Here is a 16,471-nt window from a genome sequence, read left to right as displayed (position 1 = left end):
AATTTCCAAATTTTCAAATTATCTTTGAGATATGAAGATCGAATCGCAAATAGAAAAAATTTCCAGTTTTCAGCATCTTGAGTTGCTGGCCAATCAGGTTGTGGAAGGTTTTATTTCGGGAATGCATAAAAGTCCGTTTCATGGATTTTCAGCTGAATTTGCAGAGCATAAAGTCTATAATGTAGGCGAAAGCACGAAACACATCGATTGGAAGTTGTTTGCCAAAACAGATCGTTTGTACACGAAACGATTTGAGGAAGAGACCAATTTGCGTTGCCACATCATCATTGATAATTCCTCATCGATGCATTATCCTAAATTAAAAGAGAATCGGCAGTTCTATGAAAACAAAATTGGATTTTCGGTTTTGGCTTCGGCGGTTTTGATGAATCTTTTAAAGAAGCAACGCGATGCTGTGGGACTAAGTGTCTTTTCGGATAAATATGAATACTACGCGCCCGAAAAAGGCAGTGATCGCCATCACAGAATGATTTTGAATGCACTTGAAGGGCTGTTGGAAAAACCTGTAGTCAAAAAAGGTACTGACACAATTACTTTTTTGCATCAAATAGCGGAGAAAATCCACCGCCGCTCGATGATTATTCTTTTTACGGATATGTTTCAATCCGGTCCCGAAGCATCGGGAGAAGAAGCGCTGTTTAATGCGCTGCAACATTTGAAACACAACAAGCATAAAGTGGTTTTATTTCATGTTGTTGACAACAAAACGGAGTTGAATTTTGACTTTGACAACGCGCCAAGGAAGTTTATTGATGTGGAATCGGGTGAAGAAGTAGCAGTTTTTGCAGATAATGTGAAAGAAGAATACGAAAAACAGGTAGAAAGTTACTTCAAGAAGCTGGCGTTAACCTGCGCGCAAAACCGAATAAAGTACATTCCGGTAGGCGTAGGTGAAAGTTTCGAAAAAATTTTAATGACATACTTAGTTGAAAAACAAAACTTTGGGTGATACGGCAAATTTTTATCAAATATTTTTTCAAAAAACGCTTGCGTAAACGGAAATCTATTGTATCTTTGCCACCGCAATAAAGCAGCAGGTTTGGTAGTTCAGTTGGTTAGAATACATGCCTGTCACGCATGGGGTCGCGGGTTCGAGTCCCGTCCAGACCGCTAATATTGGGGAAAGCCTTTCGTAACTGAAAGGCTTTTTTGCCCAATAAGGTATCTAAAGCTAGTTGTGTTGTTTGCTATGAATTTGTAACTCGTAGCGGGTTTAGTAGTTAGACCAATGAAAAGCTTTCCACTTTTGTGGATGGCTTTTTTGATTTAAAAATAAAGCAGGTTTGGTAGTTCAGTTGGTTAGAATACATGCCTGTCACGCATGGGGTCGCGGGTTCGAGTCCCGTCCAGACCGCTAATATTGGGGAAAGCCTTTCGTAACTGAAAGGCTTTTTTGATTTAAGGATATTTATAAATTAAAATAATTCTGATTTATACTGCCAGACAAGCGTTAGAAACAATCCCAAATACATCACGCAAACCACAAATTTCATAAAACTGGAAGCCAGTAAACCAATAAATGATCCGGTGGCTGCTTTCAAAGCCCGTTTGTGATCTTTAGAATCGAAAATAAGTTCTCCAATTAAAGCGCCAACAAAGGGGCCTATTAGAAAACCAAAAGGAATAGGAGTAATAATTCCGATGATCAAACCAATATTCGTTCCCCAAATACCATAGGAACTGCCGCCGAATTTTTTGGTTCCTCTGGAAGGAATAACATAATCCAAAACAGAAATAACGACAGTAATCAATAAAGCAATTCCAAGAATCCAATAATTAGCTGGTACAGCATCCGTGAAATAAAGTAACAGTAAACCAACCCAGCTGATACTTGGTCCAGGTAAAACGGGCAAAAAGCTTCCAAAAATGCCTGTAATCATGCACGAAAAACCAAGAATTAAAAGTAATATATCCATAGAATTATTTTAGTAATTTTGAAAAACCAAGAAGCAAGGTCTATTTTCTAAACGAATATGAGAAAAATAATTTTAGTATTTACCATTACGCTATTTTTCATGATTTCTCAGGAGTCCTTACAAGCCCAAGAGAAAACGGTGAATACTGGTGATGCTCTTTTGAAAGAAAATTTATATAATGCCAATAAAGTAAAAGTATCAAATTTTTCTTTGAAACAGTTTGACGCACTTTTTTTTGAATTTTTCGATAAAAAAGCCAATCCCAATTTAGTATTAACAAAGGAAGAATTCTATAAATACACGATTCAGATTGCTATTTTTTCAGATCGATTGGTCGCATTATATCCGGAACAAAAAGAAATTGCTGCCGAAAACAAAAAGAAATGGTTTGCTGAAACCTATGAAGATTATTTGCTTTCTAAAGCAACACAAAAAAAATAATTGTATTTTTATAAAATATTAGTTCAATTGAAAAACAAAACCTTGAAGCACTATTACCTTTTTTTAGTAATTATACTTTTTAATTCCTGCCAATATTTCGAAAAGCAAGTGCCTTCGGAAAAGGAATTGTTGCAAAAGGAACTGAAATCCATCAACTGGAAAGAAGTTGATGAATTTCCATCGGTTGTAGATTGTGAAAAAATTGAGAATAAAATACAACGCCAACAATGTTTTTTTGAAGTTTTAATACAACTGATTCAGCAAAAACTGAGCGTTGATACCCTTTCTGTTCTTTATCCGGAATTGGACACGATTGAAGTAAAAGTCACTATTTTTCCTAACGCCACGATGCGATTCGAACCGCAATTTCCAAAAGATTCCGTGGCTTACGACAGAATTAAAATTGACAGCATCCTAAAAGCGCGTTTGGTTGATTTTCCAAAAGTAAATCCAGCCATCAAACGCGGAATTCCTGTAAAAACACAATTTATTCTTCCCGTAATTCTAAAAGTAGAGTAGTTTTGTCATCCTGAGCAGTCGAAGGAGGAGCTATTTCCAGCTGTTCACTATATCTTTTTCTTTTTAAAGAAAAAAGAAAAAGGATGCCGTTTCCATCTGGGCTAGGGCTTTTGTCTAAAATCACAACTATTGTAGTTTAATATTCTGCAATCTGCAACCTGAGAGCTGCTATTTAAACTTTCTCCCTTTCCACTCATATTTTCCAAACAACGAATACAAAGCTACACTTACGCTAAAAAAAGGATATAACAAACTGCTCAAAATCAAATAGCGGATTTTGCTTTTATTCAAAAAACGATTCGCCTTGTAAATTAAAACAGCATCAACAGTAAACTTCGATAAAAACATTAAAAAGATATTTGGTAACGCAAACAAACCTAACACCCAAGACCCAACACCTAATATCCAGCACAAATTTCCCATAAAAACTAATACTCCCAATCCTTTCCCGAAACTGCTTTGATAGGAACTTGTTTTAGATGCCCAACGAACGTGTTGATAAAATAACGATTTCCAATCATTCAATGGTTTTGTGATGACAATGGTATTTTCAGATTTCAAATAATGGACTTTTTCAGGAAATTGGGCAATCGCTTTTTGCAACAGGAAAACATCATCGCCACTTGCAATCCCATCATTTCCATTAAAGCCATTTAGTTCTTGAAAAAACGATTTGGTGTAGGCAAAGTTGGCGCCATTACACATAAATTCTTTTTTAATTCCAAAACTCCCGATTGTAGCGCCTTGTAAACTAGCCAAATCCAATTGTTGGAAATGATGCAGAAATGAATCATTGCAATCATACGTTACCGCTCCGGCAATCATCGAAACAGCATGTAGCTGAATGTAATTATCCAGTGTCAATAACCAGTTTTTATTGGCTACGCAATCGGCATCAGTGGTGATAATCCAATTAGTATTTACGATTTGCATTGCAGTTACAATCGCATCTTTCTTGGGCGAGTTTGAAACCTGAATGATTTTTATGACCGAAACTTTAAACTTTAAATTTTGAATTTTAAAACCATCAGTTGATTCGTCATCGACCAAAATCACTTCAAACAATTCCATCGGATAATTCAACTTCGATAGACTGTCTAATAAAACAGGTAGATTCTCCGCTTCATTCCGAAAAGGGATTATAATCGAAAATTTTGTTTTTGGCTTTAAACCAATGTAATCAATAGTATTTATTTTGGTGAAACCATAAATTAAGAAGACAATCGCCGAGCAATAGAGGATTATAATGAAGTACAACACAAAAATCATATTGGATTTTTAGTTTTAAAATTCAACACATAATAACTGCCAATCACTACCGGTAAAACCACATTCAGGAACCACATGAGCGTGGTCACAAAAATCACTATCCATTCGTTTACGCCAAGAATTCCAAAGAAATAAACGGCTACACTTCCTTTCACGGCAAAGTCCAAAAACTGAAAAGTAGGTAAGGAGGAAGCCAAAAAATAAACACTTGTAATCGTGGCAATTACTATTAGATAAGGTAGATCAACATCAAAAGCGATAAATAAAAAATAATATTGATGTGAAAAAACCAAGAAACGACAAATCGCTAAAAAGATGTTTTTTTGATGAATGGGTTTTGGAATTTCATTAATCTTATGAATCAGTCTTTCGATGGAATAGCCTTTAATCGTGAATTTTTTCAAGAGAAAAGAAACAAGAAATACCAGTATTAGAAGTCCAAAAAGTAGCGCAACGGTTTTTGTGGTAATCACATTGTACTGTGCATTGAAATACAATAAGCCGAAAATCCCAAAAATAACGGTCAAAATCATTTGGATTCCGTTGCAAATCAGGTTTAAAAAAATGACGTTTTTAGTGTCTTTTTTTTCAAAAAACAATGCTTTTCCGGCATATTCGCCTACGCCGTTTGGAGTAAACAGTCCGGCAGTCAGTGCGCCAAGAACTTGTTTAGTTGCCTCGCCTAACGATATTTTATGGATAAATCCGACCAAATTCTGCCACTTCAAAATTTCAAAAAACCGATTAAAAACACTCAACAACAAAATAAAAGCGATTTCGCCAACCGACTGATTTTTCTTGAATAAAACAAGGAATTTTTGCCAATCCAGTTTGTCATTATTCGCCAATTGATTGTAAATAAAATAGAATGCGCCACCCACAATCAAAACTTTGATTATAAGAACGAGGAATTGCTTAGCTTTGTGAGGAATTGGAATCATTACTGCAAAGTAAAGGAAAAACAGTTCAAATTCCTTAAGGTTACAGAAATCATAAAGTTTTAAATAATAATTCAAATCTGTGAAATTCATTTTTTTTAGGAATTATAAATTCGTGAAAATTCGTGAAATTCGTGTTTAAATATAAAAATTGGCAAACGAACGCATCATATTAGGAATTGACCCAGGAACAACCATTATGGGTTTTGGACTGATAAAGGTTATCAATAAAAAAATGGAATTTTTGCAACTCAACGAATTGCAATTGTCCAAATACGACAACCATTATCAAAAACTGAAAATCATTTTTGAACGTACCATAGAGTTAATCGACACGCATAATCCTGACGAAATTGCGATTGAAGCGCCTTTCTTTGGTAAAAATGTGCAATCCATGTTGAAGTTAGGACGCGCACAGGGCGTGGCCATGGCGGCAGGACTTTCGAGAGATATTCCAATTACGGAATACGAACCTAAAAAAATAAAAATGGCGATAACCGGCAACGGAAACGCCAGTAAAGAGCAAGTTGCCAAAATGCTCCAACAATTATTAGGCTTGAAAGAACTACCAAGAAATCTCGATAGTACCGATGGATTGGCGGCAGCGGTTTGTCATTTTTTCAATTCGGGAAAAGTGGTTGGCGCTAAAAGTTATACCGGTTGGGATGCATTTGTAAAACAAAATGAAGATCGAATAAAAAAGTGATCAGTGTTCAGTATTTAAGTGTTCAGTTATGTTGGGCAGAAAATTAGTGATCAGTGTTCAGATTTTTAGTAATCAGTAGTTTTGATTAAATTAGTGTGATCAGTTTTTAAAATGTATATATGAGATTTCAAGATTTATTAGCCTATAAAAAATCATTTGCATTAGCAATGAAGATTTTTGAAATAACAAAATCATTTCCAAAGGAAGAAACCTATTCATTAACGGATCAAATTCGGCGTTCTTCAAGGAGTGTTCCTGCAACTATTGCTGAATCATATAGAAAGAGGATTTATCCAAAACATTTTTATAGTAAGTTGACCGATTCTGATGGAGAAAATTCAGAAACTCAAGTTTGGTTAGAGTTTGCGGTGTCTTGTAGATATATTTCCGAAGGTATTTATCAGGAATTTGTTTCTGAAAGTTTAGAAATTGGAAAACTTATTAATTATATGATATTGAACCCTGAGAAATTTGGAGTCAAAAAGGAATAAGTGTTCAGTGTTCAGAATTTTAGTGGTCAGTAATTATTTGACCACTTCCTCAAAACGGACCACTGACTACTTTTTTAAAACTGACCACTGACCACTTTTTTTTAAACTGAACACTAATAAATGAGCGGAATCTACATCCATATCCCTTTTTGCAAACAGGCGTGCCATTACTGCGATTTCCATTTTTCGACTTCGATGAAGAAGAAAGAAGAAATGGTTTTGGCTATTGCCAAAGAAATTCAAATGCGTAAAAGTGAGTTTGAGAATGACCCGAGCGAAAGCGAACAGGCGAAGCAAATTGTTGAAACCATTTATTTTGGCGGTGGAACACCTTCTGTTTTAACATCCGGAGAAATTGAATTTTTAATTGCGGCAGTTTATAGCAATTATAAAGTTTCAGAAAATCCTGAAATTACGCTTGAAGCCAATCCTGATGATTTGTCAAGTGAACGAATTATCGAATTGTCCAAAAGTCCCATTAATCGTTTAAGCATCGGGATTCAGTCGTTTTTTGAAGAAGATTTACAACTGATGAACCGAGCTCACAATTCAGCGGAAGCCCAAAAATGTTTGGAAGAAGCTACCAAGTATTTTGATAATATTTCAATCGACTTAATTTATGGAATTCCGGGAATGAGCAATGAGAAATGGAAACAAAATATTGAAACAGCTTTGTCCTTTGGTATTCCCCATATTTCGAGTTATGCCTTGACGGTGGAACCAAAAACGACATTGAACAAATTGATTCAAACGGGAAAAATTGCTGCTCCTAAAGATGAAGTCGCCCAAGAACATTTCGCTGTTTTGGTAGAAACACTCCAAGCCAATGATTTTATTCATTATGAATTATCGAATTTTGGAAAGGCCAATTATTTTTCTAAGAACAATTCGGCGTATTGGTTAGGAAAGAAATACATTGGAATTGGTCCTTCGGCGCACAGTTACAATGGTATTTCCCGAAGTTGGAATGTTTCAAATAATTCGATTTATTTAAAATCCATTCAAGAAAATAAATTGCCTAATGAAATAGAAATCCTTTCGACAGCTGATCGATACAACGAATACGTCATGACGGGTTTGCGAACGATTTGGGGTGTTTCTTTGGATAGAATCGAAACCGAATTTGGAAGTGAATATTTGGAGTATCTCAATAAACAAGCTCAGAAATTCCTTGATGATGATTTAGTTTATATCGAAAATAATATTTTGAAGCCTACCAAAAAAGGAAAGTTTTTGACAGATGGAATTGCATCGGATTTATTTTACTTAAATTTGGAATAGTTAAAATCCGCCACAAAGGCGCAAAGGCACAAAGAAATAAGTAAAGTTTGATTCGGAACTTTGCGCCTTAGCGCCTTCGCGGCATAAAAAAATAATTTGTGTTAGCAACAATCCAACATAACAACCAAACCTTTGAAGTAGATTTATCAAAACCCATTGATATTTCGATTCCGTTGACGAATACTGATGAAAATCCAATTGCTTGGTATATCGAGAAACCAGTTATTGAACCCGTTGTTTTTGGGGAATGGATTGGCAAAGTTTCGGAAGGAAAGTCATCTACCAATTTCAATAACATTTTTTTCAATCCACACGGACACGGAACCCACACCGAATGTCTGGGACATATTACACGGAAATTTTATAGTATTAATCAGTCGTTGAAACAGTTTTTCTTTTTGGCGGAATTGATTTCGGTTGTGCCGGAGAGACAAGGAGAAGATTTGGTCATTACTTTGGATAGCATCTCGACTGCGCTCGATGTGACATTGAAGTTAGGTGTTCCAAGAGAAGCGATTGTCATTCGAACAATTCCCAATTTAGAATCAAAAAAACATTTAAAATATTCGAATACGAATCCGCCTTATCTGGATGAAGATGCTGCGCGTTTCATTCGCGAAAGCGGGATTCAGCATTTATTAATTGATTTGCCAAGTGTCGATAAAGAGCATGATGAAGGGAAATTATTGGCGCACAAAGCTTTTTGGAATGTAACAAATGTCAATAATTTGAATGCGGATGCGCGATTGGATTGCACGATTACCGAGATGATTTTTGTTCCAAATGAAGTAAAAGACGGAAGTTATTTGTTGAATTTGCAAATTGCTTCTTTCGAAAATGATGCGAGTCCAAGTAAACCGATACTATATGATTTAAGATTTTTGAATGCGGATTAACGATTGCAGATTTCTAAACCTCATAAATCAAGAATCACTATTTCAATCAAAAATTATTTTATGAACTTAGAAACGTACTACGAATACTGCCTTTCTAAAAAAGGAGTGACCGAACATTTTCCTTTTGATAAAGATACTTTAGTCTTTAAAGTAGGCGGAAAAATGTTTGCTTTGTCTTCTTTAAGTCAATGGGAAAAAGGACAGCCATCGGTGAATTTGAAATGTGATCCGGAGCGCGCTCAGGAATTGCGCGCTGAATACGATGCTATTCAACCGGGATTTCACATGAATAAAATTCATTGGAACACGATTGCTGTAAATAGAGATGTCCAAGATGCTTTTTTCAAAGAACTAATAGATCATTCCTACGAATTGGTTTTCAAAAGTTTAACAAAGAAAATACAGAGTGAAATCCAAGAATTAGAAAATTAGGCATTACTTTTGCGAAGAAAATTAGAATAAAAATTATAAACACATACTGAATAAATTCAGCATAAAAATGAAATGAGCATAATAGTACTTCGATGTAAATGCCAATAGGTATCTGCGAATTACATATGACCATAAAAAGCAATAGAAATAAGCATATGAAAGAACAATTTAAGAAGTTTTTAAACGAAGAACAAGATCCAAAGGCCATCGAAAAAATCGCATCAAAACTAAGTGATTTATTGATGAAGAACGAAGAAATAGGTTATATCGCGGTACAGAAAAAACCAGCAATTACTGTTCTTCCGGATAGTATTGTTATGACTAATAAACGAATTATCATTTGTCAGCCAAAAAATCTGGGACTTTCTATGAATTTTATTGATTACACTTGGGATGAGATAGAAGGAACTTTTGTAAAAGAAAATATTCTGGGTTCCGAGTTTTCTTTTACAACGAGAACCAATATGGAGGTTTCCATTGATTATATTCCTAAAATCCAAGCTCGAAAGATTTTCACATATGCCAAAGAACAATTGGATATTTTGAAAGGTGGAGCTGTTTCAAATGCAACAATAATTGATGAAGTTGCAGTTGCTCCAATTGAAGAAGTGGAAATTATCGAAGAAATGGAAACGGAAGAAGTAACTAATTTTGCTGAAATAATGCCAGTTACGCCACCAGTTTATACTATGGAAAACGAGCAATTCAACACTTCAGCTGAGACTCCAAAGGAAAATGGATTAAGTGGATTGTCGCAGGATGAACTTTTTGAAAAACTGCAGAATTATAAAAAATTACTGGATAACGGATTGATTTTGCAAGGGGAATATGATGCTTTCAAAAAAGAGATTTTGAGTCATATGTAATTAGTCTTAAAGTCGAAAGTTATAAAGTCAAAAGGTAATACGATATCTTTTGACTTTATAACTTTCGACTTTCTAACATTTAGACTAAAGGGTTCTTTTCTGTTTTTCTACAAAATTATGGGCTTGTAATTCTAGTAATTCAGTCGCTTTTTTGCGCTGTAGGTCGTATAGATTTTTATCTTGGGCAATATCTTCATAGACTTTATCGTGCATAGAAGCACTGGTTTTTACCAGTAAATTTCGTTGGTATTTGTCTTGGTCCAATGTAGCTTTTAGAGCCGTTTCCAAATCTTCCAGTTTAAAATCATATTCTCCTTTTGGAGATAATAGTTTGGCGATAATTGGAGAAGTTTCTATAGCCAGAAACAACAACATAATAAAAAAGGAAGGCGGCCAAGGTAATTTATCCAACGCATTGATTCTAGCCATTAAACCATCGAAACCTTCAATGATAGGTTGGGTTTCGGTAACTTTTTTGTCTAAATTGGTTTGAAGCGTTTTGGATGTTTTTTCTAATGCAGCAATTTTGGCCAAGTTGTTTTTTCTAATGGTATCCAGTTCGGCTGAAGCCAAATTGTGTTTGGCAATTTTTTCTTTAAAAACTGGCCCTTTTCCCAGTTTCATTGTTCCTTTTGTCCCTTCAGCCTCTGTGATATAGGTCTCGTATAAGGTATTGACTTCTTTTTCTTTATTGGTAATTTCCGATTTTAAACCAGCAATTTCTGCCTTGTTTTTGTCTAAATCCGATTTGAAATAATTAGCCACTTCTTTTTTGTTATTCAAAGCCATGGCGTTTTTTTCTTTCAATAAAACAGTGTTAATTTCTTTTTCGAAAATTTTAATTTCCAATGGTTTCGAAATTACAATAGCAATAATAACCGCCAAAATAATTCGGGGTGTTGCTTGTAGAAATTCACTCCCAAAACGATCTCTTTTTTTGATAGTGGAAACAATAAAACGATCCAAATTGAAAATAAGTAAACTCCATACGAATCCAAAAAGTAATGCGGGATACACGCTATCGAAAACGGTAAAAAGAGCATAAGCACTGGCAATAAAAGCCATAACGGCGGTGAAGAAAACGGTGGCGCCAATACCAACATATTTGGTTTGTTCGCCCTCGGAACAGCCTTCAAGAAGATTTTTGTCGGCTCCCGAACAGAGAATGAAAAATTGTTTTAACATGATTGATTTTTTTGATTGATTGCTTCGCCAGTTCGCCTTTCAGGCTCGTGTGATGAATGCAAATTTAACGCCAAAAAACGAATATTGGTATAAATAGTTGATATGTTTTGAATTAGCTTTTGTTGTTATAAGAAAAGAGTTCTTTTAAGTAATGAATTACCAAGTATTTGTCTAGTCCTGAAAAAACCGATACAGGATTAATAAAAAAGAGCTGCTCATAACGAACAGCTCTTTTCCTTTTTTGAATTATAATTAACTTATACTAAAGGAGCTCCTGCCATAATTTCGGCATTAGCAAATTCTTCAAATTTGGCAAAATTAGCTTTAAATTTCTGTGCTAATTCAATCGCTTTTTTATCGTATAGTTCTGGATCTTCCCATGTGTTTCTTGGATTTAATATTTCACTTGGAACATTAGGGCAAGATTGTGGTTTTGCAATTCCGAATACTTTGTGATTCGCATACGCTACGTTGTCAAGTTCCCCGTTTAATGCGGCAGTAATCATTGCTCGCGTATATTTTAATTTCATTCGGCTTCCTATTCCGTAAGGGCCGCCTGTCCAACCTGTATTGATAAGCCAAACTTTTACATTGGCATCTTTCATTTTTTTGCTCAACATTTCAGCATATTTTGTTGGGTGTAATGGCATAAAAGGCGCACCAAAACAAGCAGAAAAATTAGGTTGAGGCTCAGTAATTCCAGCTTCAGTTCCGGCAACTTTTGCAGTATATCCAGAAATAAAGTGGTAAGCGGCCTGTCCCGGTGTTAATTTTGAAATTGGAGGTAAAATACCAAAAGAATCGGCAGTTAAGAAAAATATATTTTTAGGATTTTTCCCAATAGAGCCTGGCTGAATATTGTCAATATGATAGATTGGATAACTTACTCTTGTATTTGGTGTTATAGAAACATCTTGGAAATCTACTTCATTAGTTCCTTTTTTAAAAATTACATTTTCTAAAATGGCTCCTTTTTTAATGGCTCTAAAAATATCTGGCTCATTTTCTTCAGAAAGGTTTACTACTTTGGCATAGCAGCCTCCTTCAAAATTGAAAACAGTGTTTTCATTCGTCCAGCCATGCTCATCATCTCCAATAAGTTTTCTTTTTGGATCGGCTGATAAAGTAGTTTTGCCGGTTCCAGATAAACCAAAGAAAATAGCGGTATCTCCTTCATCACCAACATTAGCGCTGCAATGCATTGGCAATGTATTTTTAAAAACAGGCAAGATAAAATTCAAAGCAGAGAAAATCCCTTTTTTCATTTCACCAGTATATCCTGTTCCGCCTATTAGAGCTACTTTTCTTGTAAAGTCTAATATGGCGAAATTGCTTTGGCGTGTACCATCAACTGCTGGGTCTGCGAGGAAACTTGGTACGCATAGCAATGTCCATTCCGGAGAAAAGTGTGCAAGTTCTTCCATTTCTGGTCTCAAAAACATATTGTAGCAAAACAAATTTGCCCAGGCTGTTTCAGTGACAACTCTCACGTTTAATCTGTAATTAGGATCTGCACATACATAGGAGTCTCTAACAAAAACTTCTTTATTGGATAAATAAGTAGTTACTTTTTTATATAAAGCTTCAAAAGCATCTGATTCGAAAGGGATGTTTACTTTTCCCCACCAGACTTGTTTTTCAGTAATACTATCTTTTACAATGAATCGGTCTTGCGGAGAACGTCCGGTATATTCACCGGTATTAATAGCAAGTGCTCCAGTAGAACTTTCGATTCCTTGGCCTGATTGAATGGTTATTTCATGTAATTCATCAGGGGATAACTGGTAATGGATAGTTGCATTTTCAATTCCTAATTCTTTTAACGAAATCGATTGCGTGAAAAGGGTGTTATTGTCCATAAATTTAGTGTTGTGTGTGTTTCTTTTATAGACTGCAAAGGTAGAAATTATATTTCAGGTAACATTTTTATTGTCAAAAATTTATTTATTTTTTCTTTAATAAATTAAATAGTGAAACTCCCCAAGCCAGTATTAATAAGAGTCCGCCGATGGGAGTTACAAATCCGATTGCTTTAAAATCAAAAGAAGTGAGGTCGTTTGTTGCCAATAAATAAATCGATCCGGAAAATAAAAATACACCCCAAAGGACCAAATAATAAATAGTTTTTTTTGTTTTTTGGGATAGGCTATTTACAGTTCCAATAAACAATAAAAATAAGGCATGGTACATTTGATAGCGTACTCCAGTCTCAAAAGTGGAAAGTTGTTCTATAGATAGTACTTTTTTTAGGGCATGCGCGCCAAAAGCACCTAAAATTATTGCAATCATCCCAAACACTGCTCCTGTGGAAATTATTTTCTTGTCCATTTTTTTTGTTCTATTTTTTATTACAAAAGTATCTTATTATCTATTCAAATTAAAAGAATTTTATTAGATACTTTCCATGTCATTTTATTTCTTTATTGGTTTAAATTTGTGATTTATTTTTGCTTTTATTGAAAAATATTTAATGTTTCTGCAAATACTATTTGTTATAAATGCAACAAATTAATATATTTGTGTTATAATTTTTAAAAAAAAATGAGAACAATTCTAATCATTGGAGCAGGAAGATCAGCATCATCGCTGATACAATATCTTTTAAATAAATCAAATAAAGAGAATTTACATCTTATTATTGGTGATTTGTCGTTGGAATTAGCTCAGAAAAAGACTAATAATCATCCCAATGCAACTCCAATAGCCTTAGACATTTTTGACGAAAGTCAAAGAAAAGAGGCCATACAAAAAGCCAATATCGTTATTTCGATGTTGCCGGCTCATTTGCATATTGAAGTAGCCAAAGATTGTGTGGTTTATAAAAAGCATTTGGTTACGGCATCTTACGTAAGTGATGCGATGCAAGAATTGGATGCTTTAGCTAAAGAAAAAAATTTGGTTTTCATGAATGAAATTGGTCTTGATCCGGGGATTGACCATATGAGTGCCATGAAAGTTATTGACGAAATCAAAGATAAAGGGGGAAAAATGCTTTTGTTTGAATCTTTTTGTGGTGGACTTGTGGCTCCAGAATCAGATACAAACTTATGGAATTATAAATTTACCTGGGCACCTCGAAATGTTGTTCTTGCCGGGCAGGGAGGAGTAGCAAAATTTATTCAGGAAGGTGCTTATAAGTACATTCCGTATGTAAATTTATTTCGTAGAACTGAGTTTCTTGAAGTAGAAGGATATGGTAAATTTGAAGCCTATTCCAATAGAGATTCTCTAAAGTATAGAAGTGTTTACGGACTCGATAATGTGCTGACCTTATATAGAGGTACTATTCGTAAAGTAGGATTTTCCAAAGCATGGAATATGTTTGTACAATTAGGTATGACAGATGATAGTTATGTTATGGAAGATTCGGAAAACATGAGTTACCGACAATTTGTGAATTCCTTTTTACCCTATCATCCAACGGATTCTGTGGAAATCAAAATGCGTTTGATTCTTAAAATAGATCAGGATGATATTATGTGGGACAAGCTTTTGGAATTGGATTTATTCAATCGCAATAAAAAAGTAGGTTTAAAAAATGCTACACCTGCTCAAATTCTGGAGAAAATCCTGAGTGATAGTTGGACGCTTCAGCCTAAAGACAAAGACATGATTGTCATGTACCATAAATTTGGGTATGAACTAAACGGTCAAGAGCAACAAATAGATTCAAAAATGGTTTGTATAGGAGAAGATCAAACCTATACTGCTATGGCAAAAACGGTTGGTTTGCCTGTTGCTATGGCGACTTTGCTTATTCTCAACGGAAAAATTGCTACGCCAGGAGTACAACTTCCTATTCGTAAAGAAGTGTATCTGCCTATTTTGAAAGAATTAGAAGAATACGGTGTTGTTTTCAAAGAACAAGCAATGCCCTACTTGGGATATAACCCGAATAAAGTTTTTAGTTAGTAGTTTTTTAGATTTTTTAATTTGTTGAATCCGCAGCTCTTGATAAACGTCTACAGTTGCGGATTTTTTTATGCAGTTAAATAGCAGGAAAAGGGAAGTGCGTTTTATCTGAAAGGTATTAATTTGGGCGTGCCACCAGCCAGAAAAAAGGGCTAGCAACAGTCCGGTCAGGGCCCTTTTTCCTGTCTGCTGTCGGGCTATCCGCGCTACTTCGGTAGCTTGCTTCTATCTCTCACGCGAAGCGTAGTAACACAAGACCAATTTATCAAACCTGAAAATCAATTTTATAAGTTTTTTTTTATAAATTAGCAAAGGAAATACTAGCGGTATGGCACAAAGCCGACCTAATTTGGGTGGATTGTAGCCACTTTATGGCTGGTATATACAAGTTGTACGCCACTGTGAAAAACGAACCGTCTACGAAAATTTACAGTTTTTTGCTTGGTGGACTTTAGGTAAACATACTCGAAAATAAAAGATAAATAAAACATGAAAAAAATCGTGAAATTATTTGCTCTGTTCTTACTATCTGTTTTTTGCACTTCCTGTGGACAAAACCAAACAGAAGGAAAAAAAACTATTATCAACTCTGAAACCAAAGAGGTAATCACTTCCCACGGACCTGAAAGCATCTCCCGAAATATCATACAAGATAGCAAAGGCAACATTTGGATTGCGGCATTTGATGGTATTTTTCGGTACGATGGAAAGTCTTTTGCCAATATTACAAGTAAAGTGAGTTCGGCACGCTTTTTTTCTGTTTTAGAAGATAGAAAAGGCAACTTGTGGTTCGGTTCTATCGGCTCAGGCGTTTATTATTACGATGGGAAATCCTTTGAAAATTTCACAACTAGTGAGGGACTTCTAAATAATGAAGTTACAAGTATTTATGAAGATAAAAAAGGCAACATCTGGTTCGGTGTTTCTGGAGGAGCAAGCTGTTACGATGGGAAGTCCTTTCGAAATTATATCGTAGATGGGAATGTAATGAATGAGGATCGGACAGGGAAAACTTTTCCGAATAGACAATCTAATGGTGTTAATTCTATTATTGAAGATAACAAAGGTAAGTTTTGGTTTGCAACAGGAGGCAATACCTTCGTGTATGATGGAAAAACATTTACCGTTTTTACTCATACCGGCAAACCCTTTAAGAATGTTCGCTCTATAATCGAAGACAAAAAAGGGACTATTTGGTTGGGTGGACCTGATGGCCTTTGGCGCTATAACGGGAGTACATTTACCAATTTTACGCAGAGGTTTGTTGGTTATATAATCGAAGATAAAAAAGGTAATATTTGGATTAGTTCAGGAAAGGATGGTAACCTAGGTTGGACACTTTCCAAGTATGACGGAAAGTCCTTGTCAAATAAAAAGCCAACGGTAACTGAAATAACAAAAAAGAAAATGATTTTTGGGATTTTAGAAGCTAATGATGGTAATATTTGGTTCGGCGAATTTGATGGAGTGTATCGTTATGATGGAAAGACTATCACGGACTTTAAAAGTGAAAAATATCCGACCGCGCTGATATACCACAATCGTTAGCGCAGTTTTGCAAACTGTGCCCATAATAGTGAGCAAATAATACAAGTAAC

Annotated in this window: 17 protein-coding genes and 2 tRNA genes; 13 read left to right on the top strand and 6 right to left on the bottom strand. The window is 35.1% G+C overall.

The genetic code is table 11. The annotated features are described in order from the left end of the window. The first annotated feature begins 31 nt into the window (after window positions 1-31). The 3 genes from FNW38_RS02500 to FNW38_RS02490 all read left to right on the top strand — a co-directional run bounded on the left by FNW38_RS02500 (window position 32) and on the right by FNW38_RS02490 (window position 1,375). Window positions 32-970, top strand: a complete 939-nt coding sequence (locus FNW38_RS02500; protein WP_143387882.1) for a DUF58 domain-containing protein — start codon at window positions 32-34, stop codon at window positions 968-970. Window positions 971-1,057: 87 nt separating this feature from the next. Further along, window positions 1,058-1,131, top strand: a tRNA-Asp gene (locus FNW38_RS02495). A 170-nt stretch (window positions 1,132-1,301) separates the two neighbouring features. Further along, a tRNA-Asp gene (locus tag FNW38_RS02490) sits at window positions 1,302-1,375 on the top strand. A 61-nt stretch (window positions 1,376-1,436) separates the two neighbouring features. On the opposite strand, the gene FNW38_RS02485 is transcribed toward FNW38_RS02490, so the two are convergent. Continuing rightward, entirely contained in the window at window positions 1,437-1,937 is a 501-nt protein-coding gene (locus tag FNW38_RS02485; protein ID WP_143387881.1) for a DUF456 domain-containing protein, read from the bottom strand. A gap of 57 nt (window positions 1,938-1,994) precedes the next feature. On the opposite strand from FNW38_RS02485, the gene FNW38_RS02480 reads away from it, so the two are divergent. After that, window positions 1,995-2,378, top strand: a complete 384-nt coding sequence (locus FNW38_RS02480; protein WP_143387880.1) for a hypothetical protein — start codon at window positions 1,995-1,997, stop codon at window positions 2,376-2,378. A gap of 42 nt (window positions 2,379-2,420) precedes the next feature. Beyond that, window positions 2,421-2,897 carry a hypothetical protein gene (locus FNW38_RS02475; protein ID WP_143387920.1) on the top strand — a complete coding sequence of 159 codons (477 nt, stop codon included), beginning with the start codon at window positions 2,421-2,423 and terminating at the stop codon, window positions 2,895-2,897. 168 nt (window positions 2,898-3,065) lie between these two features. On the opposite strand, the gene FNW38_RS02470 is transcribed toward FNW38_RS02475, so the two are convergent. After that, window positions 3,066-4,166, bottom strand: coding sequence for a glycosyltransferase family 2 protein (locus FNW38_RS02470; protein WP_143387879.1), 1,101 nt, complete (start codon window positions 4,164-4,166; stop codon window positions 3,066-3,068). Beyond that, window positions 4,163-5,107 carry a lysylphosphatidylglycerol synthase transmembrane domain-containing protein gene (locus tag FNW38_RS02465; protein WP_143387919.1) on the bottom strand — a complete coding sequence of 315 codons (945 nt, stop codon included), beginning with the start codon at window positions 5,105-5,107 and terminating at the stop codon, window positions 4,163-4,165. Before FNW38_RS02465 ends, FNW38_RS02470 begins: the two co-directional genes overlap by 4 nt. A gap of 148 nt (window positions 5,108-5,255) precedes the next feature. Here FNW38_RS02465 and ruvC point away from each other — a divergent pair, with 148 nt between their 5' ends. The 6 genes from ruvC (at window position 5,256) to FNW38_RS02435 (ending at window position 9,776) form a co-directional block, all read left to right on the top strand. Continuing rightward, window positions 5,256-5,810 carry a crossover junction endodeoxyribonuclease RuvC gene (gene ruvC / locus FNW38_RS02460; protein ID WP_143387878.1) on the top strand — a complete coding sequence of 185 codons (555 nt, stop codon included), beginning with the start codon at window positions 5,256-5,258 and terminating at the stop codon, window positions 5,808-5,810. Window positions 5,811-5,929: 119 nt separating this feature from the next. Next, the gene (locus tag FNW38_RS02455; protein ID WP_143387877.1) at window positions 5,930-6,301 is read left to right on the top strand and encodes a four helix bundle protein; all 372 of its coding nucleotides are present in this window, start codon (window positions 5,930-5,932) and stop codon (window positions 6,299-6,301) included. A gap of 120 nt (window positions 6,302-6,421) precedes the next feature. Beyond that, window positions 6,422-7,582, top strand: coding sequence for a radical SAM family heme chaperone HemW (gene hemW / locus FNW38_RS02450; RefSeq protein ID WP_143387876.1), 1,161 nt, complete (start codon window positions 6,422-6,424; stop codon window positions 7,580-7,582). A 98-nt stretch (window positions 7,583-7,680) separates the two neighbouring features. Continuing rightward, window positions 7,681-8,478: a cyclase family protein gene (locus tag FNW38_RS02445; protein WP_143387875.1), complete on the top strand. Its 798-nt coding sequence runs from the start codon at window positions 7,681-7,683 to the stop codon at window positions 8,476-8,478. A gap of 60 nt (window positions 8,479-8,538) precedes the next feature. Beyond that, window positions 8,539-8,910: an MmcQ/YjbR family DNA-binding protein gene (locus tag FNW38_RS02440; protein ID WP_143387874.1), complete on the top strand. Its 372-nt coding sequence runs from the start codon at window positions 8,539-8,541 to the stop codon at window positions 8,908-8,910. A gap of 155 nt (window positions 8,911-9,065) precedes the next feature. Continuing rightward, on the top strand, window positions 9,066-9,776 hold the full coding sequence (locus FNW38_RS02435) for a PH domain-containing protein (protein WP_144064938.1): 711 nt from the start codon (window positions 9,066-9,068) through the stop codon (window positions 9,774-9,776). Window positions 9,777-9,860: 84 nt separating this feature from the next. On the opposite strand, the gene FNW38_RS02430 is transcribed toward FNW38_RS02435, so the two are convergent. The 3 genes from FNW38_RS02430 to FNW38_RS02420 form a co-directional block, all read right to left on the bottom strand. Beyond that, entirely contained in the window at window positions 9,861-10,961 is a 1,101-nt protein-coding gene (locus FNW38_RS02430) for a DUF4407 domain-containing protein (protein ID WP_144064937.1), read from the bottom strand. 257 nt (window positions 10,962-11,218) lie between these two features. Continuing rightward, complete coding sequence (gene pckA / locus FNW38_RS02425; RefSeq protein ID WP_143387871.1) at window positions 11,219-12,820, bottom strand: phosphoenolpyruvate carboxykinase (ATP); 1,602 nt, start codon at window positions 12,818-12,820, stop codon at window positions 11,219-11,221. An 85-nt stretch (window positions 12,821-12,905) separates the two neighbouring features. Then, entirely contained in the window at window positions 12,906-13,289 is a 384-nt protein-coding gene (locus tag FNW38_RS02420) for a DUF423 domain-containing protein (RefSeq protein WP_143387870.1), read from the bottom strand. Window positions 13,290-13,502: 213 nt separating this feature from the next. Between FNW38_RS02420 and FNW38_RS02415 the strand changes: the two genes are divergently transcribed. Together FNW38_RS02415 and FNW38_RS02410 are read left to right on the top strand one after the other, a co-directional pair. Beyond that, entirely contained in the window at window positions 13,503-14,873 is a 1,371-nt protein-coding gene (locus FNW38_RS02415) for a saccharopine dehydrogenase family protein (RefSeq protein WP_143387869.1), read from the top strand. 489 nt (window positions 14,874-15,362) lie between these two features. After that, window positions 15,363-16,421, top strand: coding sequence for a ligand-binding sensor domain-containing protein (locus FNW38_RS02410; protein ID WP_143387868.1), 1,059 nt, complete (start codon window positions 15,363-15,365; stop codon window positions 16,419-16,421). Window positions 16,422-16,471: the final 50 nt, after the last annotated feature.

This window comes from Flavobacterium gawalongense (genome assembly GCF_007097265.1).
In the GTDB taxonomy this organism is placed as follows: domain Bacteria; phylum Bacteroidota; class Bacteroidia; order Flavobacteriales; family Flavobacteriaceae; genus Flavobacterium; species Flavobacterium gawalongense.
The sequence above is the reverse complement of the archived record's forward strand: the minus strand, read 5'-3'. Positions and strand labels throughout refer to the sequence as shown.